The 19,156-nt window shown below is 60.0% G+C and carries 15 protein-coding genes; 7 read left to right on the forward strand and 8 right to left on the reverse strand.

The window, feature by feature from the left end:
* The first annotated feature begins 70 nt into the window (after positions 1–70).
* Positions 71–2,326, forward strand: a complete 2,256-nt coding sequence (locus G9Q84_RS25075) for an Orn/Lys/Arg family decarboxylase (RefSeq protein ID WP_181644255.1) — start codon at positions 71–73, stop codon at positions 2,324–2,326.
* Positions 2,327–2,346: 20 nt separating this feature from the next.
* The gene (locus G9Q84_RS25080) at positions 2,347–2,916 is read left to right on the forward strand and encodes a GNAT family N-acetyltransferase (protein WP_032885825.1); all 570 of its coding nucleotides are present in this window, start codon (positions 2,347–2,349) and stop codon (positions 2,914–2,916) included.
* On the opposite strand, the gene G9Q84_RS25085 is transcribed toward G9Q84_RS25080, so the two are convergent.
* A complete protein-coding gene (locus G9Q84_RS25085; protein WP_181644256.1) occupies positions 2,913–3,806 on the reverse strand; it encodes a LysR substrate-binding domain-containing protein in 894 nt (297 codons plus the stop codon). The genes G9Q84_RS25080 and G9Q84_RS25085 overlap by 4 nt on opposite strands.
* Before the next feature lie 180 nt (positions 3,807–3,986).
* Here G9Q84_RS25085 and G9Q84_RS25090 point away from each other — a divergent pair, with 180 nt between their 5' ends.
* The gene (locus G9Q84_RS25090) at positions 3,987–4,325 is read left to right on the forward strand and encodes a hypothetical protein (protein WP_181644257.1); all 339 of its coding nucleotides are present in this window, start codon (positions 3,987–3,989) and stop codon (positions 4,323–4,325) included.
* Positions 4,326–4,386: 61 nt separating this feature from the next.
* On the opposite strand, the gene G9Q84_RS25095 is transcribed toward G9Q84_RS25090, so the two are convergent.
* Positions 4,387–4,623 (reverse strand): hypothetical protein, encoded by a 237-nt coding sequence (locus tag G9Q84_RS25095; protein WP_032885828.1) that lies wholly within the window; start codon positions 4,621–4,623, stop codon positions 4,387–4,389.
* A gap of 228 nt (positions 4,624–4,851) precedes the next feature.
* On the opposite strand from G9Q84_RS25095, the gene G9Q84_RS25100 reads away from it, so the two are divergent.
* Complete coding sequence (locus tag G9Q84_RS25100) at positions 4,852–5,409, forward strand: NADPH-dependent FMN reductase (RefSeq protein WP_032885829.1); 558 nt, start codon at positions 4,852–4,854, stop codon at positions 5,407–5,409.
* A gap of 54 nt (positions 5,410–5,463) precedes the next feature.
* On the opposite strand, the gene poxB is transcribed toward G9Q84_RS25100, so the two are convergent.
* Positions 5,464–7,188 (reverse strand): ubiquinone-dependent pyruvate dehydrogenase, encoded by a 1,725-nt coding sequence (poxB, locus tag G9Q84_RS25105; RefSeq protein WP_032885830.1) that lies wholly within the window; start codon positions 7,186–7,188, stop codon positions 5,464–5,466.
* Between the two features lie 78 nt (positions 7,189–7,266).
* The gene (locus G9Q84_RS25110; RefSeq protein ID WP_181644258.1) at positions 7,267–8,499 is read right to left on the reverse strand and encodes an NADH:flavin oxidoreductase/NADH oxidase family protein; all 1,233 of its coding nucleotides are present in this window, start codon (positions 8,497–8,499) and stop codon (positions 7,267–7,269) included.
* 71 nt (positions 8,500–8,570) lie between these two features.
* Here G9Q84_RS25110 and G9Q84_RS25115 point away from each other — a divergent pair, with 71 nt between their 5' ends.
* Positions 8,571–8,975, forward strand: a complete 405-nt coding sequence (locus G9Q84_RS25115; protein ID WP_032885832.1) for a MerR family transcriptional regulator — start codon at positions 8,571–8,573, stop codon at positions 8,973–8,975.
* 41 nt (positions 8,976–9,016) lie between these two features.
* Here the strand turns inward: G9Q84_RS25115 and G9Q84_RS25120 are convergent, their stop codons facing one another.
* Positions 9,017–9,511 (reverse strand): DUF934 domain-containing protein, encoded by a 495-nt coding sequence (locus G9Q84_RS25120; RefSeq protein WP_032885833.1) that lies wholly within the window; start codon positions 9,509–9,511, stop codon positions 9,017–9,019.
* Positions 9,495–11,153: a nitrite/sulfite reductase gene (locus tag G9Q84_RS25125; RefSeq protein ID WP_032885834.1), complete on the reverse strand. Its 1,659-nt coding sequence runs from the start codon at positions 11,151–11,153 to the stop codon at positions 9,495–9,497. The genes G9Q84_RS25120 and G9Q84_RS25125 overlap by 17 nt, the downstream gene beginning before the upstream one ends.
* Positions 11,154–11,575: 422 nt before the next feature.
* Between G9Q84_RS25125 and G9Q84_RS25130 the strand changes: the two genes are divergently transcribed.
* On the forward strand, positions 11,576–12,643 hold the full coding sequence (locus G9Q84_RS25130) for an ABC transporter substrate-binding protein (protein ID WP_181644259.1): 1,068 nt from the start codon (positions 11,576–11,578) through the stop codon (positions 12,641–12,643).
* Here the strand turns inward: G9Q84_RS25130 and G9Q84_RS25135 are convergent.
* Both G9Q84_RS25135 and metH read right to left on the reverse strand, forming a co-directional pair.
* Positions 12,640–12,858 carry a DUF2970 domain-containing protein gene (locus tag G9Q84_RS25135; protein WP_032885836.1) on the reverse strand — a complete coding sequence of 73 codons (219 nt, stop codon included), beginning with the start codon at positions 12,856–12,858 and terminating at the stop codon, positions 12,640–12,642. The genes G9Q84_RS25130 and G9Q84_RS25135 overlap by 4 nt on opposite strands.
* A gap of 127 nt (positions 12,859–12,985) precedes the next feature.
* Positions 12,986–16,696, reverse strand: coding sequence for a methionine synthase (gene metH, locus G9Q84_RS25140; protein ID WP_181644260.1), 3,711 nt, complete (start codon positions 16,694–16,696; stop codon positions 12,986–12,988).
* A gap of 166 nt (positions 16,697–16,862) precedes the next feature.
* Between metH and G9Q84_RS25145 the strand changes: the two genes are divergently transcribed.
* Entirely contained in the window at positions 16,863–19,154 is a 2,292-nt protein-coding gene (locus G9Q84_RS25145) for a fatty acid cis/trans isomerase (RefSeq protein ID WP_181644261.1), read from the forward strand.
* Positions 19,155–19,156: the final 2 nt, after the last annotated feature.

The raw sequence follows: 19,156 nt of genomic DNA on the forward strand, positions 1-19,156 counted from the left end.
AATCTTCATTCGCGTCATCGCTTCCCAGCTTCTACCCTGAGTGCATAGCCCTCAGGACTCCCACGCCCTCATGTACAAAGACCTGAAGTTCCCTATCCTTATCGTGCATCGCGACATCAAGGCCGACACCGTTGCCGGCGACCGGGTACGCGGCATCGCCAGGGAGTTGGAACAAGAGGGCTTCAGTGTTTTTTCCGCCGTGGACTACGCCGAAGGTCGGCTAGTGGCGTCTACCCATCACGGCTTGGCCTGCATGTTGATCGCCGCCGAAGGCGCTGGCGAAAATACCCATCTGCTGCAAAACATGGTTGAGCTGATTCGCTTGGCGCGGGTACGGGCACCGAATCTGCCGATCTTTGCCTTGGGCGAGCAAGTCACCCTGGAAAACGCCCCGGCCGATGCCATGAGCGAGCTCAATCAACTGCGTGGCATCCTTTATCTGTTCGAAGACACCGTGCCATTCCTGGCCCGGCAAGTGGCCCGCGCTGCGCGCACCTACCTAGATGGCCTGTTGCCGCCGTTCTTCAAGGCCTTGGTGCAGCACACCGCTGATTCAAATTATTCCTGGCACACCCCCGGCCATGGCGGTGGCGTGGCCTACCGCAAAAGCCCGGTGGGGCAGGCATTTCATCAGTTCTTTGGGGAAAACACCCTGCGTTCGGATTTGTCGGTCTCTGTGCCCGAATTGGGCTCGCTGCTGGACCACACTGGCCCCCTGGCCGAAGCAGAGGCTCGTGCTGCCCGTAATTTTGGTGCTGACCACACCTTCTTTGTGATCAACGGCACTTCCACCGCCAACAAGATTGTCTGGCACTCGATGGTCGCCCGCGATGATTTGGTGCTGGTGGACCGCAACTGCCACAAGTCGGTATTGCACTCGATCATCATGACCGGCGCTATCCCGCTGTACCTGTGCCCGGAGCGCAACGAGCTGGGCATTATCGGCCCGATCCCCCTGAGTGAATTCAGCCCCGAGTCGATCCGCGCCAAGATCGACGCCAGCCCGTTGACCCGTGGCCGGCCAGCGAAAGTGAAGTTGGCCGTGGTCACCAACTCCACCTATGACGGCCTGTGCTACAACGCCGAGCTGATCAAGCAGCAATTGGGCAACAGCGTCGAGGTGCTGCACTTTGACGAAGCCTGGTACGCCTACGCGGCGTTCCACGAATTCTTTGCCGGGCGCTATGGCATGGGCACTTCGCGCACTCCGGACGGCCCACTGGTGTTCACCACTCACTCCACTCACAAGTTGTTGGCCGCGTTCAGCCAGGCCTCGATGATCCATGTACAGGACGGCGGCGCCCGTCAGTTGGACCGTGACCGTTTCAACGAAGCGTTCATGATGCACATCTCCACCTCGCCTCAGTACAGCATCATCGCGTCGCTGGACGTGGCTTCGGCGATGATGGAAGGCCCTGCCGGGCGTTCGTTGCTCCAGGAAATGTTCGACGAAGCCCTGAGTTTTCGCCGCGCGCTGGCTAACCTCCGCCAGCATATCGCCGCTGAAGATTGGTGGTTCTCGATCTGGCAGCCGCCGTCGGTGGCGGGCATCGACCGCGTCGCGACGGAGGACTGGCTGTTGCAGCCGCAGGATGACTGGCATGGCTTTGGGGATGTGGCCGAAGATTATGTGTTGTTGGACCCGATCAAAGTGACGCTGGTCATGCCCGGTCTCAATGCCGGCGGCGCCTTGAGCGATTGTGGGATCCCTGCCGCTGTGGTCAGTAAGTTCCTCTGGGAGCGCGGGTTGGTGGTGGAGAAGACCGGGTTGTATTCCTTCCTCGTGTTGTTTTCCATGGGCATCACCAAAGGCAAATGGAGTACGTTGCTCACCGAGTTGTTGGAATTCAAACGCAGCTACGACGCGAATGTCAGCCTGGCCAGTTGTTTGCCCTCGGTGTTTGCCCAAGGGCCGGCGCGTTATCAGGGCCTGGGTTTGCGCGACCTGTGCGACCAATTGCACAGCTGTTACCGCAGCAACGCCACCGCCAAACACCTCAAGCGCATGTACACCGTACTACCGGAGATTGCGATGAAACCGGCGCACGCCTACGACCAATTGGTAAGGGGTGAAGTGGAAGCAGTGTCGATTGATGCCTTGCCAGGACGCGTCGCAGCCGTGATGCTGGTGCCGTATCCGCCTGGCATTCCGTTGATCATGCCCGGCGAGCGCTTTACCGAGAGCACCCGCTCGATCATCGACTACCTGGCATTTGCCCGTACGTTCGATAGCAGTTTTCCCGGTTTTTTTGCCGATGTTCACGGGTTACAACACGAAGATGACGGCAGTGGTCGTTGTTACACCGTCGACTGCATCAAGGGTTAAGGATGTTTATGCAAGCTGTAATGAACCCGAAGTATCCAGGGCTCAGTGTGCGAGTCGCCGACGAAGGTTTTGATGCCTACGTGTGGGGCAATGACTTCAGTTTCGAGGTCAGCGCCTACAGCGTGCCGGAGATGGGCAAGCGCGTCGATCAATGGCCGCTGGAGCGTATCCTGCCGTACCGCAAATGTTATGGGATTGATCCTGAGGAGTTCGCCAGTTTCCGCGATGCCCCAGACAGTGCGATCTTCATGGCCTATCTGGACGATCGACCGGTGGGGCATGTCGTGGTCAGCACCAACTGGAATGGCTTCGCCCATGTGGATGAACTGGCGGTGGTCTTGCCGGCGCGGCGGCACGGTGTAGCGAAGGCATTACTGGATGTAGCGCAGTTCTGGAGCCGCAAGAAAAACCTGCCGGGCATGATGCTCGAAACCCAGAACAACAACCTCGGCGCCTGCCGCCTCTATGAGCGATGCGGCTATGTGATGGGCGGGATCGACCACCTGCGCTATCGCGGCATTGACCCGCAAACTCGCGAAGTGGCGATTTTCTGGTATCGGCTGTTCAAGGCCGAAGTCGACAAGGCTTAACTCAGCAGCAGGCTTTCAGCCTTCTGCGTGACAATTTCCAGCAATGCATTCATCGCTGGAGAGGCCACGCCATCCTTGAGGGTCAGCGCGTACAGGCTGACCATCATCGGCGGCGACACCGGGCACGCATCCAGTCCGGCCTCTTGCGCGCCAAACGCAGTGAAGGGGTCGACAATCGCCAAGCCTTCTCCCGCTTCTACCATGCTGCGCATCATCTGGTAGGTCTGCACCCGTGTCTGCACCACCGGAAGCGGCCGTAGGGCTTGCAGCTTGGCGTCCAGCAGGCGGCTGAGCGGGTCTTGCCCCTCCAACCCGATCATCGACTGGCCGGCCAGGTCCTGTAGTGCAATGTACTTCTGCTTGGGCTTGAGCCAGCCGTAGGGCGCCAGCAACTGCAGTTTGCCTTGAGCCAGCACGGTGCTGACGATTTGCGGGTGTTCCGGGTCATGCAGGCTCAAGCCGACATCGGCCTCATGCAGCAACAGGCTCCTGACGATCTCCCTTGTGGGCTGGCTCGATAGGTTGCACGGGGTGTCCTGAAAGCGTCGACGCAGCACCGCGATACTTTGCGGTAGCAGTTGATTGGCCAGGGGCGGGGTACAGAGCGCACGCAAGGGCGGGGCGTGATGGTGTTTCAAACGGCTGGCCAGGCGTTGCACCGGTTCCAGCGCTTCGTATATATGGGCGATTTCTGCCTGCAGTTCGAGGGTTTCCCGTGTTGCCTGCAAGCGCCCGCGCACGCTGGCAAACAGCATAAACCCCAGTTGCTGCTCGGCTTCCTTCAGCGCCGCGTCCACATCGCCCACGGGGAGTTGCAACCATTCGGCGGCCGTGCCGAGGTGTCCGGTCTGCAAGATGGCCTGAATCACTTCGATATGACGTAAACGCATGGCCGGAGTCTATGTGCAGTGTGGTGGGGTTTCAATGGTGCAAGCGGTCGTGCGCAAAAAAGACGGTGCAAGTCGCCTATGCCACTGGCGTTCAGCCACGACCTTACTAAAATGGCTCGTCTGATCATCAACGACCAAAGCCGGGTACCGGCACTACAAAAAAAACAGGTCTGGTCTCGAATGCCTATTCCCTCGACGTTCTTCGGGGTAACGGCCAAGCAACTCATGGTTCTGGTGACCGTGGGGTGCGCGGCGGCTTATCTCCTCAATAATCACGACAACAACACACCGGAAAGCCTGGCGCTCGAAGCGTTTATCCGTGCCCAGGAACAGGTCGGCGAACAGGTGGGGGTGGTGTTGGGGGTGACCTTGATCAGGCAGGTGGAGGCGTATCCCGCGTACAACACGTCGGGCTACACGCGCTCGATGTACGCCGTGGAAGGGGAGCGGGGGCACTTGCTGGTCACGCTCAAGCAAGGCGAGCAGGGCATCGAAGTGACGGAAATCCGCAGCCCCTGATCACCCCAGCCCAGTCAACGCCAGCAATGGCCAGGACTGAGCAGGTCATCAAGGCGAGATCTTATGAAGCGAGGGTGGTTTGCGATTCGCGGACAATAATGATGCCCGACTGGATCAGTTTGAACTCATCGCCTTCCAGTTTTTCTACACGGTCGCCAATGGCCAGCTTGTAGGTTGTGGTGGGCGCCGAGCCAGCCAGGTCGCCTTGCGCCGGGTTGGATTCCTGGAACTCATGCACGGAATAAACGCGGCCTTCCGCGTCTCTGGCATGGAACTGTCCGACAAGTACTGCTGCCATCTGTTTAGAACCTCTGGAGATAAACACTCGATTTGCGGTTCTGTAGACCGTAATAAAGAGGGGTAGTTTGCCTGCGGAAAAAAAATACTATTCGCTGGGATTTTACGACGCTTCCTACGCAGAGAGGTGCGAGGCAAACGTCTGGAGGATTCTCAAAACCTTCTGGTGAACCTGTCGTGAAGCCTCTATAACTACAAGCTCCTTTAGTCAGACATCGGGAAAACCTCAATGAGCAAGGTCTACACGATTGCCGTCCTGGTTGGCAGCTTGAGAAAACAGTCGATCAACCGCAAGGTCGCGTTGGCATTGGCCGAACTGGCCCCAGCCAATCTGAAGTTGAACATCGTCGAAATTGGCGATTTGCCGCTCTACAACGAAGACATCGACGCTGATTCACCGCCGGCAGCCTACAGTACTTTCCGCAAACAGGTGAGTTCATCCGACGCGGTGCTGTTCGTGACCCCGGAATACAACCGCTCGGTGCCGGCCCCGTTGAAGAACGCGATTGATGTGGGTTCCCGTCCTTATGGGCAAAGCGCCTGGAGCGGCAAGCCGGGTGCGATCATCAGTGTGTCGCCTGGTGCTATCGGAGGCTTTGGCGCCAACCACCATCTGCGTCAGTCCCTGGTGTTCCTGGATGTATGGTGCATGCAGCAGCCCGAAGCCTACCTGGGTGGGGCGGGCAGTGTGTTTGATGAGTCGGGCAAAGTGTCGGAAAAGACCAAGCCGTTTTTGCAGGCGTTTATCGATGCCTACGGCCAGTGGGTAGAAAAACAAACGGCTTGAGTTGGCAATAGCTTAAAGCGTGGGAAGGGGGTTGCCCCCTCCCACATGCTTAGATCAGCGCAGCCAGTTGGTCCGCGCCAGCTCGATTACCTCATCGCCACGCCCACTCATCACCGCCTTGAGCATGTACAAGCTAAACCCCTTGGCCTGTTCCAGCTTGATGCTCGGTGGCATCACCAGTTCCTGGGTGGCAGTCACCACGTCCACCAGCACCGGGCCATCGTGGGCCAGGGCGCGGCGCAGGGCCGGCTCCAGGTCTTCGGACTGCTCCACACGAATGCCCAGGATACCCATGGCATTGGACATCGCCGCGAAGTCCGGGTTTTTCAGTTCGGTGCCCGCGTCCAGATAACCCGCCGCCTTCATCTCCATGGCGACGAACCCCAGTGACGAGTTATCAAACACGATGACTTTCACCGGCAACTTCAGCTGCGCCAGCGAGATGAAATCCCCCATCAACATGGCGAACCCGCCATCGCCGGACATCGAAATCACTTGCCGCCCCGGGAATGCTGCCTGCGCGCCAATGGCCTGGGGCATGGCGTTGGCCATGGAGCCGTGGTTGAACGAGCCGATCAGGCGGCGTTTACCGTTCATCTTCAGGTAGCGCGCCGCCCAGACCGTGGGCGAACCGACATCGGCGGTAAAGATCGCATCATCGTCGGCCAGCTCACTGAGCAATCGCGCGACGTATTGCGGATGGATCGGCCGGTTGGCTTTTGAAGGTTGCGCAAGGTCATCGAGCCCCTGGCGGGCTTTCACGTAATGCTTCAATGAAGTCTCAAGGAAGCTGCGATCCGTCTTGCGGGTCAAGCGCGGAAGGAGGGCGTCGATGGTTTCGCCCACATCTGCGGCGATGCCCAAGTCCAAGGTAGCGCGACGACCCAATGCCTGTGGGTTGCGGTCGACCTGGATGATTTTTGCGTCCGTAGGGTAGAACTGGCGATATGGAAAGTCCGTGCCGAGCATGATCAGCGTGTCGCAGTCGAGCATGGCGTGGTAACCGGAGCTGAAGCCGATCAGGCCAGTCATGCCCACATCAAACGGGTTATCCCATTCCACATGTTCTTTGCCGCGCAGGGCGTGCACCACCGGCGCACCCAGCGTATCGGCCAGGGCCACCACTTGCGCATGGGCGCCCGCACAGCCGCTGCCACACAGCAGCGTGACTTTTTCACTGTCCTTGAGGATCTCGCTCAAGTGCAGCAGATCGGCTTCCGCAGGCAGTGTGCGTGGCGCGTGCAGGGCCGGCCACGGCTTGAGGGTGTCTTCGACTTCCAGCAGCGACACATCCCCCGGAATCACCACCACTGCTACGCCGCGATTGAGGATCGCCGAGCGCATGGCGCGGTGCAGCACTTGGGGCATCTGCGCGGGGTTGGTGACTAGCTCGATGAAGTGGCTGCATTCCTTGAACAGTTCCTGCGGATGGGTCTCCTGGAAGTAGTTCAAGCCAATTTCCGAAGACGGAATCTGCGCGGCAATCGCCAGCACTGGCACATGGTTGCGATGGCAGTCGAACAGACCATTGATCAAGTGCAGATTGCCCGGCCCGCAGCTGCCTGCGCACACCGTCAACTCGCCGGTGGCTGCTGCTTCGGCACCGGCGGCAAACGCGGCGACTTCTTCGTGGCGCACATGCATCCACTCAATGCTGTCCATGGTGCGTAAGGCGTCGGTGAGGCCGTTGAGGCTGTCGCCGGTCAGGCCCCAAATGCGCTTGATGCCCGCCTGTTCAAGGGTGGTCGCCAGTTGCTGGGCCAGGTTGATTTTCGCCATGAAGCACTCCAATCGTCAGTGAGGTTAAAAAACTGCTGATCAATAGGGGACAGCTCGATCACGGCGAATGCTCCGTCTTTAATGTGAAGATTGCGTCATGGCCGCACGGTACTGCCGAGTGCGCCGAGCGATAAACCATTGGTCACACGCCAGGGCCAGCCAGGGGATAACCTTGGGGTTGGGCAAACGACCACGGCTGAGGCGGCGCATCTGGTCGCGCACCACGGCGAGCGTAGCGAGTGAGGCCAGAGGCTTGCGCTTCCAATCGATCGGTTTGAGTTGCGGGTTGAGGTCGCGTCCTTCGCGCCAATGCTTGATCAATTGTGGTTCCAGGGTCAGGGCGGTGGCGATACCGGCCATGGCGATGCCGCTGTCCAGTACCTGCTTCACGATAGGCAGTCGGCGAATGCCACCGGTGACCATCACGGGCATGGTGGCGACGCTGGCCATTTCTGCGGCAAATTCTAGGAAATACGCCTCACGGGCCAGGGTGCGACCATCCCGCGCTTCGCCTTGCATGGCGGGCGCCTCGTAGCTGCCACCGGACAATTCCAACAAGTCGATGGGCAACGGGTTGAGCATTTCGACCACCGCGCGCGCATCGGTTTCATCGAAGCCGCCACGCTGGAAATCCGCCGAGTTGAGTTTGACCGCCACGCAAAACGACGGGCTGACAGCCGCACGCACGGCGTGAATCACTTCCAGCAGCAGGCGCGCGCGATTTTCCAGCGAGCCGCCCCAACGGTCGCTGCGGTGGTTGCTCAAGGGCGAGAGAAATTGACTCAACAAATAGCCGTGGGCGCCGTGGATCTGCACCCCGGTAAAGCCAGCTTTCTCGGCCAGGCGTGCGCTGGTTGCGAAGCGCCGGATCACGTCCTGAATATCGTCTTCGGTCATCGCTTTTGGTGTGGCGAACATCTTGGAAAAGCTGCCCAGGTCCAGCGCAATGGCAGACGGTGCCAAGGCTTGTTGGCCGAGATTGGCCATGGTCTGGCGCCCTGGATGGCTGAGCTGCATCCAGAAGTGCACGCCCTTGTTACGGGCTACATCGGCCCATTCGCGAAAGCTGTCCAGGTGCTCCTCGTTTTCCAGGGCCACGCCGCCGGGGCCGGTCATGGCGTGGCGGTCGATCATCACATTGCCGGTCAGCAGCAGGCCGGGTTCGCCGTCTGCCCAGGCCTTGTACAACTGCTTCAATTCGCGGGACGGCGCTTGGTTGATATCGGCCATGTTCTCTTCCATCGCAGCCTTGGCGATGCGATTGGCGATGATTTGGCCGTTGGGCAGTTGCAGGGCTTCAAAAGGTGACATGAGTTGACTCCTGAGCGGGGGAGGGCTCAGGCTAAGCTTAAAGTTAACTTTAATGTCAAGCAGGCGTTGTGATGAATATTGGTGAGCTGGCAAAACAGAGCGGTCTGGCCGCTTCACGCATTCGTTTTTACGAGAGCGAAGGGTTGATCAGTCAGGTCGGACGCCAGTCCAACGGATACCGGCGTTATGCGCCAGAGGCCTTGCAGACTCTGCAATTGATTCAGAGTGCGCAGCAGGCTGGGTTTACCTTGCAGGAACTCAAGGCGCTGATGCCCGCGCCTGGAGAGCACAAGCGCGACGAGTTGATCGAGGCCCTGGAGCGCAAAGTGGCACAGATCGAAGTGATGCAAGCGCAATTGGCCCACAGCAAAGCGCAGTTGCTGGGCGTGATCGAGGCCGTGCGGGCGCAGCCGGAAGGCGTGCCATGCTCCATGGGGCAGAAGCAGGTGCTGGCGTCGATAAAACTTCAACCATAAAAAAAGCCCTGGCATGCCAGGGCTTTTTCATGTCCGCAGACTTAGCGCCGGCGAAACAGCGGCAACGGCTCATCGGTTGCAGCCTGGTACGTCACCGAGAAGTCCTTGAGGCTTTCCAATGCTTCGTACGGGTCTTTGTCTGCGCGCAGCGCGAAGGCATCGAACCCGCAACGGCGCAGGTAGAACAACTGGTCGCGCAGCACATCGCCGATCGCCCGCAGCTCACCTTTGTAACCATAACGGTCACGCAGCAAGCGTGCGTTGGAGTAGTTGCGACCGTCGGTGAAGGCCGGGAAATTCAGGGCGATGACCTGGAAGTGTTCCACGTCAGGACCGATCTCCTCGGCTTCTTCATCGGCGTCCAGCCACACACCCAGGCCGCCGTCGCGGGCCTTGAGCGCGTGGCCATGCTCGCGCCACAGGGCCAGCGGCACGATCAGGTCGTCGCAGTTGGAAATGCCGTCGAAGCTCGCGTCCTTGGGCAGCAGGTGCCAGGTTTCGTCGAGGACTTCGTTGTTCTTAATGATTCGCTGCATAGACGCGCTCCTTGAACAGGTCAATGCCGATGCGCTGGTAGGTGTCGATGAAACGCTCATCTTCGGTGCGCTGTTCGATGTACACATCGATCAGTTTGCCGATCACCTCGGGCATGGCTTCCTGGGCGAAGGACGGGCCGAGGATCTTGCCCAGGCTCGCATCGCGGCTGGCGCTGCCACCCAGGGACACTTGGTAGAATTCTTCGCCTTTCTTGTCCACGCCCAGGATGCCGATGTGGCCGACGTGGTGGTGACCACAGGCGTTCATGCAACCGGAAATGTTCAGGTCCAGCTCGCCGATGTCGAACAGGTAGTCCAGGTCGTCGAAACGGCGCTGGATCGATTCGGCAATCGGGATCGACTTGGCGTTGGCCAGGGAGCAGAAATCGCCGCCTGGGCAGCAGATGATGTCGGTCAGCAGGCCAATGTTCGGCGTGGCGAAACCGCCTTCGCGCAGTTCGCCCCACAGGGTGAAGAGTTGGCTTTGCTCCACATCCGCGAGAATGATGTTCTGCTCGTGGGAGGTGCGCAGTTGACCGAAGCTGTAACGGTCGGCCAGGTCGGCAACGGCGTCCAGCTGCTTGTCGGTGATATCACCTGGGGCAACACCGGTAGGCTTGAGCGACAGGGTTACGGCCACATAGCCCGGCTTTTTGTGCGCCAGGGTGTTGCGCGTACGCCAGCGGGCGAAGCCCGGGTGCTGCTGGTCGAGTGCGGCGAGTTCGGCGTCCTGATTGCTCAGGGCCTTGTACTCGGGGTCGACGAAGTGCTTGGCGACGCGGTGCACTTCGGCTTCGGTCAGGGTGGTCTGGCCGCCGCGCAGGTGTTCCATCTCGGCATCGACTTTCTGGGCGAATACCTCAGGGGTCAGCGCCTTGACCAGGATCTTGATCCGGGCCTTGTACTTGTTGTCACGACGGCCATAGCGGTTGTAGACACGCAGGATGGCGTCGAGGTAGCTCAACAAGTCTTGCCACGGCAGGAACTCGTTGATAAACGCGCCAACTACCGGGGTACGGCCCAGGCCGCCACCCACCAGCACACGGAAGCCCAGCTCGCCAGCGGCGTTGTAGACCGGCTCCAGGCCGATGTCGTGGACTTCGATGGCCGCGCGGTCCGAGGTCGAGCCGTTGACGGCGATCTTGAACTTGCGCGGCAGGTAGGCGAACTCGGGGTGGAAGGTAGTCCATTGACGGACGATTTCGCACCATGGGCGTGGGTCAATCAACTCATCGGCGGCAACACCGGCGAATTGGTCGGTGGTCACGTTGCGCAGGCAGTTACCGCTGGTCTGAATGGCATGCATCTGCACGGTGGCCAGCTCGGCGAGGATGTCCGGCACATCTTCCAGCGCCGGCCAGTTGAACTGTACGTTCTGGCGGGTACTGATGTGGGCATAGCCTTTGTCGAAGTCGCGTGCAATCTTGGCCATCATGCGCATCTGGCGCGAAGTCAGTTGGCCATAGGGCACGGCCACCCGCAGCATCGGCGCAAAGCGCTGAACATAAAGGCCATTTTGCAGGCGCAGAGGGCGGAACTCTTCTTCGCTCAGTTCACCTGCTAAGTAGCGTCGGGTCTGATCACGGAACTGCTTGACGCGGTCCTCGATGATGCGCTGATCGTATTCGTCGTATACGTACATATAGGTCCTGTTCTCGGCAAATCTGCGCGCACGGCCGCGCACTCCCAACGGAGCCGGCGCACGATACCAGTTTGCGTTTATGCGCAAAAGTGATGTTTGAGTATATGCAAATAACCAAAATGACTAATGAGAACAGTTATCGCGATATCCACATTTGTCATGCGGGCAATCATCAACTTTACTGTGAGCGAGTCTTAGTGCAATCACCTATAAAACCGACAAGAGGCGATGCGATGAGCAATCCGACAAAAGCCCGTAAACCCGACAGTACCGTGGATGCGTGGGCCATTCTGTTCTTGATCATTCTGGTGGTGGGAACTGCCGTGTTTTGGGTAAGCCACCAATAAAGGTGGTTGATCGAACCTCGATTGGGTTGGGCATTGCTACTATCATGGCGGCCTATTTTCGAGGCTCAGGCATCTATGTTGAAGGTGTTGATTACGTGTGTCTGGTTGCTGGGATCGACGTATGGAGTGATGGCTCATGCAACGTCGGTGGTCTTTCTCAATCCGGGCGTATCGACGGAAACCTTCTGGGTCAGCTACACGCAATTCATGCAGGCCGCCGCCAAGGACCTCGGCCTGGAGTTGCGTGTGCGTTATGGCGAGCGTAATCCCGACAATACGCTGCTTCAGGCGCGTGAGGTGCTGCAAGGTAACCAGCGACCTGATTACCTGGTGCTGGTGAATGAGCAATACGTTGCACCGCAGATCCTGCGCATGGCCGAGGGCAGTGGCGTCAAGCTGCTGTTGGTGAACAGCGCGCTGACCCCCGACCAGATGCATTTGCTGGGAACCCGCAGTGGCATCCGTTTGATCGGCAGCCTGGTCGCTGACGATGAAGAGGCTGGCTACCTGATGCTCCGCGACTTGCTGCGCCAGCACGGACCGGTTGCGCCCGGTCAATCCCTCGACCTGTTGGCCTTTTCCGGCGTCAAGACCACGCCGGGCGCGCAATTGCGTGAGCGGGGCATGCGTCGGGCGCTGGCCGAACATCCCGAGGTGCGCCTGCGTCAGTTGGTCTACGGTGAATGGAGCCGCGAGCGCGCCTTCGAGCAAGCGACTCAACTGTTCAAGCGCTACCCGCAGACGGCGCTGGTGTGGTCGGCCAACGATCAGATGGCGCTGGGCGCCATGCAGGCGCTGCAGGCCAGCGGGCGATTACCGGGTAAGGACGTGCTGTTCAGCGCGGTCAACAGCTCGCCGGAGATTTTGCAGGCTCGACTGGACGGACGCTTGTCGTCCCTGGTCGCCGGGCATTTCACTGTCGGCGGCTGGGCCATGGTGTTGGTTCATGATGATGCCAAGGGCCTGGACATTGGCGCATACGGCGGGCGCGACCGGCAGTTGACGTTGTTCCAATTGATCGATGCCGGCCAGGCGCGGCGTTTGTTGGGGCCGACACCGGCGGTGAATTTTCGCGTGCTGTCGGCCCAGGGCAAGCCCGAGTCCTATCGCTACCCATTCAGCCTGCGTCTGTTGCTGCGCTAGACGCCGGCCAGGTGCAGCACCAGCTTGACGATTCCAAACAAGGTCAAGGCAAACACCGCCGTAAACAGGATGCCCAGGATCACAAAGTGGCTGGGCTTGCCATGGGTGAAGTCGCGGGCCCGATTCTTGCCGCTCTGCACGCCAAACGCAGCGGCCACCACACTGTGGAGCATCTGCCAGAAGGTAGGGGGCTTGTAGTTGGCTGGATCGTCCATACGTCCCTCGACACAAGGTGTGTGAGGGATAGCATAGACGATTGCCCGAGGCGGGTTCGAGGAGGCGACGCGCAGTGTCACGGGCTGCATGCCCGCGTTGAGCGTGGGCACGTTTCTCCGTCAGGGCTTAGTTGTCATAACCCAGGTTCGGCGCCAGCCAGCGCTCGGTCACGGCCAGGTCCTGGCCCTTGCGGGCGGTGTAACTCGCGACCTGATCCTTGTCGACCTTGCCCACGGCAAAGTACTGCGCTTGCGGGTGGGCGAAGTACCAGCCGCTGACCGCCGCCGCCGGGAACATCGCGTAGTGTTCGGTAAGGAACACACCGCTGCGCCCGGCGTGCATTTCGCGGGCCTCGGGGTCGAGCAGTTGGAACAACTGGGCTTTCTCGGTGTGATCCGGGCACGCCGGGTAGCCGGGAGCAGGGCGGATACCGCTGTATTGCTCTTTGATCAGCGCCTCGTTGTCCAGTTGCTCGTCCTTGGCGTAGCCCCAGTGCTCTTTACGCACTTGCTGGTGCAGCCACTCGGCGCAGGCTTCGGCCAGACGGTCGGCCAGGGCCTTGACCATGATCGAGTTGTAATCGTCGCCGGCATCCTGGTAGGCCTTGGCCACTTCTTCGGCGCCGATGCCGGCGGTGGTGATAAAGCCACCGATGTAGTCGGTCACGCCGCTGTCTTTAGGCGCGACGAAGTCGGCCAGGGAGAAGTTCGGCTTGCCGTCGGTCTTGATGATCTGTTGGCGCAGGTGGTGCAGTTTGGCAATTGGCTGGCCGTCGTCGCCGTACACTTCAAGGTCATCGTCCTGCACCTGGTTGGTCGGCCAGAAACCAAACACCGCACGGGCGCTGATCAGCTTTTCATCAATCAGCTTCTTGAGCATTTCCTGGGCATCCGCGTACAGCGCGGTGGCGGCTTCGCCCACCACTTCATCGGTGAGGATGCGTGGGAATTTGCCGGCCAGGTCCCAGGAGATAAAGAACGGAGTCCAGTCGATGTACTCGGACAGGACGTTGAGGTCGATATTGTCCAGCACCTTGGCACCGGTAAACGTCGGCACCACCGGTGTGTAGTTGCTCCAGTCGAACTGCGGCTTCTTGGCGATGGCCGCCGGGTAGCTCAGGCGTTCGGTGCGCGCACTGCGGTTGGAGGTGCGCTCACGCACATCGATGTATTCCAGGCGGGTCTTCTCGACGAAGCCGGCTTTCAACTCCTTGGACAGCAACTGCGTGGCCACGCCCACCGCGCGTGAGGCGTCGGTGACGTAGATCACCGCGTCGTTGCTGTACTTAGGCTCGATCTTCACCGCCGTGTGCGCCTTAGAGGTGGTCGCGCCGCCGATCATCAGGGGCAGGTGGAAGTCCTGACGCTGCATCTCGCGGGCCACATGCACCATCTCGTCCAGGGACGGCGTGATCAGGCCGGACAGCCCGATAATGTCGCACTTCTGCTCCTTGGCCACCTGCAGGATCTTCTCCGCCGGCACCATCACACCCAGGTCGACGATGTCATAACCGTTGCAACCGAGCACTACGCCGACGATGTTCTTGCCGATGTCATGCACGTCGCCCTTCACCGTGGCCATCAGGATCTTGCCCTTGGCTTCCGGCTTGTCACCTTTTTCCAGCTCGATGAACGGGATCAAGTGAGCCACGGCCTGCTTCATCACACGGGCGGATTTCACCACCTGGGGCAGGAACATTTTGCCCGCGCCGAACAGGTCGCCGACGATGTTCATGCCGGACATCAGCGGGCCTTCGATCACTTCGATCGGGCGCGCGAACGACTGCCGGGATTCCTCGGTGTCTTCAACAATGTGGGTGGTGATGCCCTTGACCAGCGCGTGTTCCAGGCGCTTGTTCACCGGCCAACCGCGCCATTCCTCGGTCTCGGCCTCTTTTACGCTGCCGTCGCCCTTGTATTTGTCGGCGATGGCGAGGAGGGCGTCGGTGCCTTCCGGGGTGCGGTTGAGGACTACATCTTCAACGGCTTCGCGCAGCTCGGCCGGGATCTGGTCGTAGATCTCCAACTGGCCGGCGTTGACGATACCCATGGTCAGGCCGTTGCGGATCGCATACAGCAGGAACACCGAGTGGATCGCTTCGCGCACCGGGTTGTTGCCACGGAACGAGAACGACACGTTGGAGACGCCGCCGGAGGTCAGCGCATACGGCAGCTCGTCGCGGATGTAGGCACAGGCGTTGATGAAATCGACGGCATAGTTGTTGTGCTCTTCGATACCGGTGGCGACCGCAAAAATGTTCGGGTCGAAGATGATGTCTTCCGGCGGGAAGCCGACCTCATTCACCAGGATGTCGTAGGAGCGTTTGCAGATTTCTTTCTTGCGCGCTTCGGTGTCGGCCTGGCCGGCTTCGTCGAACGCCATCACCACCACGGCGGCGCCGTAGCGCTTGCACAGCTTGGCGTGGTGAATGAACTGCTCGACGCCTTCCTTCATGCTGATGGAGTTGACGATGCCCTTGCCCTGGATGCACTTGAGGCCGGCTTCGATCACTTCCCACTTGGAGGAGTCGATCATGATCGGTACGCGGGAGATGTCCGGCTCGCCGGCGATCAGGTTGAGGAAGGTCACCATGGCCTTCTTCGAATCCAGCATGCCTTCGTCCATGTTGATGTCGATCACCTGGGCGCCGGCTTCCACCTGCTGCAGGGCGACTTCCAGGGCTTCGGTGTAGTTGTCTTCGCGGATCAAGCGGGCAAAGCGTGCGGAGCCGGTGATGTTGGTGCGTTCGCCGACGTTGACGAACAGCGAACTGCGATCAATGGTGAACGGCTCCAGGCCCGACAAGCGGCAGGCCTTGGGAATATCCGGGATCGGGCGCGGCGCATAACCGGCCACGGCCTTGGCGATGGCTTCAATATGACCAGGCGTAGTGCCGCAGCAGCCGCCGACGATATTGAGGAAGCCGCTCTGGGCAAACTCTTCGATGACTTTGGCGGTTTCCGAAGGCAGCTCGTCGTACTCGCCGAATTCGTTGGGCAGGCCGGCGTTCGGGTGTGCCGACACATGGGTGTTGGCCTTGTTGGACAACTCTTCCAGGTACGGGCGCAGCTCGCTGGCACCCAGGGCGCAGTTCAGGCCCACGGAAATCGGCTTGGCGTGGGCGACCGAGTTCCAGAATGCTTCGGTGGTCTGGCCCGAGAGGGTACGGCCGGAGGCGTCGGTGATGGTGCCGGAGATCATGATCGGCAATTCGATGCCGAGCTCTTCGAACACACCCTGCACGGCGAAGATCGCGGCCTTGGCGTTGAGGGTGTCAAAGATGGTTTCGATCAGGATCAGGTCCGCACCGCCTTCGATCAGGCCTTTGGTGGCCTCGGTGTAGTTTTCCACCAGTTCATCGAAGGTCACGTTGCGGTAGCCGGGGTTGTTCACGTCGGGCGACAGCGAGCAGGTACGGCTGGTCGGGCCCAGGACGCCGGCAACGAAGCGTGGCTTGTCCGGGTTCTCGGCGGTCTTGGCGTCCGCGATCTTGCGCGCCAGGCGTGCGCCTTCGACGTTCAGTTCATAGGCCAGCTCTTCCATGTCGTAATCGGCCATGGAAATGCGCGTGGCGTTGAAGGTGTTGGTTTCGAGGATGTCGGCGCCGGCATCCAGGTAGGCCTTCTCGATGCCGCCGATCACGTCCGGGCGGGTAATCACCAACAGGTCGTTGTTACCCTTGACGTCGCTCGGCCAGTCGGCAAAGCGTTTGCCACGGTAGTCGTGCTCTTCCAGTTTATAGCTCTGGATCATCGTGCCCATGCCGCCGTCGAGGATCAGGATGCGTTCCTTGAGGGCGTGGTGGAGGGCTTGCAGACGAGCGCTACGATCGGACATGGGACTACTCTGGTCAGGCATTACGGAGGGCGTGGATCATAGCAAACCTGTGCGGATTTGCGGCATGTCCGGCTTTTGCATGAATATCGCTCACGTTGTGAGGTGCGATGGCCCGGTAGAATCACCGGCAATTTTTCAGCGCACGCATTGAATCGGGACCGGATACATGTCACTTCGTCTTATCGTCAGCGCCGTCCTGGCATTGATTGCCAGTACTGCCCAGGCAGAAGGTCCCGCCCCGGCGATCTCCTACACCCGCGACATCCAACCGATTTTCACCGAGAAGTGCGTGGCCTGCCATGCCTGCTATGACTCCGCCTGCCAGCTCAACCTGGGCAGTGCCGAGGGCGCCGCCCGAGGCGCGAGCAAAGTGCCTGTGTACGACGGCGAGCGCAGCCAGGCTGCGCCGACTACGCGCTTGTTCTATGACGCATTCGGCAAGCAAGCCTGGCAGCAGAAGGGCTTCTATTCGGTGCTGGACGCCCAGGGCAGCCAGGCCGCGTTGATGGCACGCATGCTGGAACTAGGGCATAACGCGCCGCTGCAGCCCAACGCCAAGCTGCCGGACGACATTGTGCTGGGCCTGAACCGCGAAAACATGTGCGCCACCCCCGGCGAATTCAATGCCTACGCAGGCAGTCATCCTAAGGAAGGCATGCCACTGGCGGTCACCGGCCTGACCGACCAGCAATACCAGACGCTGCAGCGCTGGCTGGCGTCCGGCGCGCCGATCGATGAGCAGGGCCTGGCACCGAGTGCCAAGGAAGCCTTGCAGGTGCAGCAGTGGGAAAACCTGCTCAACCAGCCCGGCGCCCGAGAAAGCCTGGTGGCCCGCTGGTTGTTCGAGCACTTGTTCCTGGCCCATATCTATTTCGAGAACGGCGAGCCGGGGCATTTCTTCCAGTGGGTGCGCTCGCGCACGCCGAGTGGGCAGCCCATCGACCTGATCAGCACCCGTCGCCCCAATGACGATCCGGGCACGCGGGTGTACTACCGTCTGTGGCCGGTGCAGGGCGTGATCGTGCACAAGACTCACATTACCTATCCGTTCAGCGCTGCCAAAATGGCGCGGATCAAAGCGCTGTTTTACACCGGCGATTGGCAGGTCACCGCCTTGCCGGGTTACGGTCCTGGACGTCGCGCCAATCCGTTCGACACCTTCGAGGCAATCCCCGCCAAGGCGCGTTACCAGTTCATGCTGGATAACGCCGAGTACTTTGTACGCACCTTTATTCGTGGGCCGGTGTGCCGTGGGCAGATCGCCACGGATGTGATCCGCGACAACTTCTGGGCCCTGTTCCAGGACCCGGACCACGACCTGTACATCACCGATGCACGTTATCGCGGACAGGCCACGCCGTTGCTCGCCATGCCGGGGCAGAACGATGATGTAGGCAGCGTGTTGAGCCTGTGGCTGGCCTATCGCGACAAGCGCAACCAGTACGAAGCGCTGCGCCGGGACAGTTATGCCGATTTGCCGCCACCCAGTTGGTCGAGCCTGTGGGCGGGCAATGACAACGCCTTGCTGAGTATCTTCCGCCACTTTGACAGTGCGTCGGTCAACAAAGGCCTGATCGGCGAAGTGCCTCAGACGATGTGGCTGTTCGACTATCCGTTGCTGGAACGGACCTATTACCAGTTGGCGGTGAATTTCGATGTGTTTGGCAACGTCTCGCACCAGGCCCAGACTCGCCTTTACTTCGACTTGATCCGTAACGGTGCCGAGCAGAACTTCCTGCGCCTGATGCCGGCGGACTCTCGTGAAGACTTTATGGACGACTGGTACCAGAACAGCGGCAAGATCAAGCTGTGGCTGGATTACGAAGCCATTGATGACGATAAGCCTACAGGCTTGCACCTCAATGAACAGGATCCCAAGCGGGACTTTGCCAACCAGTTGATTGCCCGTTACGGCGATCTGAATGCGAGCCCGGACCCGATCAATCGCTGTTCTGGTGCTTATTGTTCGCGTGACGGTATTGAGCCTGCCTTGCAGGATGCTGAACAGGCGCTTAGCCGGCTGACCTTGCGTCCGGCGGCTGGTCTCAAGGTGATAGATCAGTTGCCTGAGGCGACGATGTTGCGTGTTGAGACTGCCAGTGGGACGCGTGTGGTTTACAGCCTTCTGCGTAATAGGGCTCACAGTAATGTGGCGTTTTTGCTGGGTGAGGCGTACCGCTATCAGCCGGGGCTGGATACGGTGACTGTTTACCCTGGGGTGCTCAGTAGTTATCCGAACTTCATGTTCAATATTCCGGCGCAGGAAGTGCCTGTTTTTGTGGCGCAGATGGAGCAGGTCAAGGATGCCGCGCAGTTTGAGAAGATTGTGGATCGTTGGGGGGTGAGGCGTAGTCATCCGCTGTTTTGGCAGTATTTCCACGACTTGTCTGAGTATGTTCGGGAGACTACGCCGGTTGAGGCGGGGGTCCTGGATATGAATCGGTATGAGAATTTGTGAGT

The organism is Pseudomonas sivasensis, from assembly GCF_013778505.1.
Taxonomy (GTDB): Bacteria; Pseudomonadota; Gammaproteobacteria; order Pseudomonadales; family Pseudomonadaceae; genus Aquipseudomonas; species Aquipseudomonas sivasensis.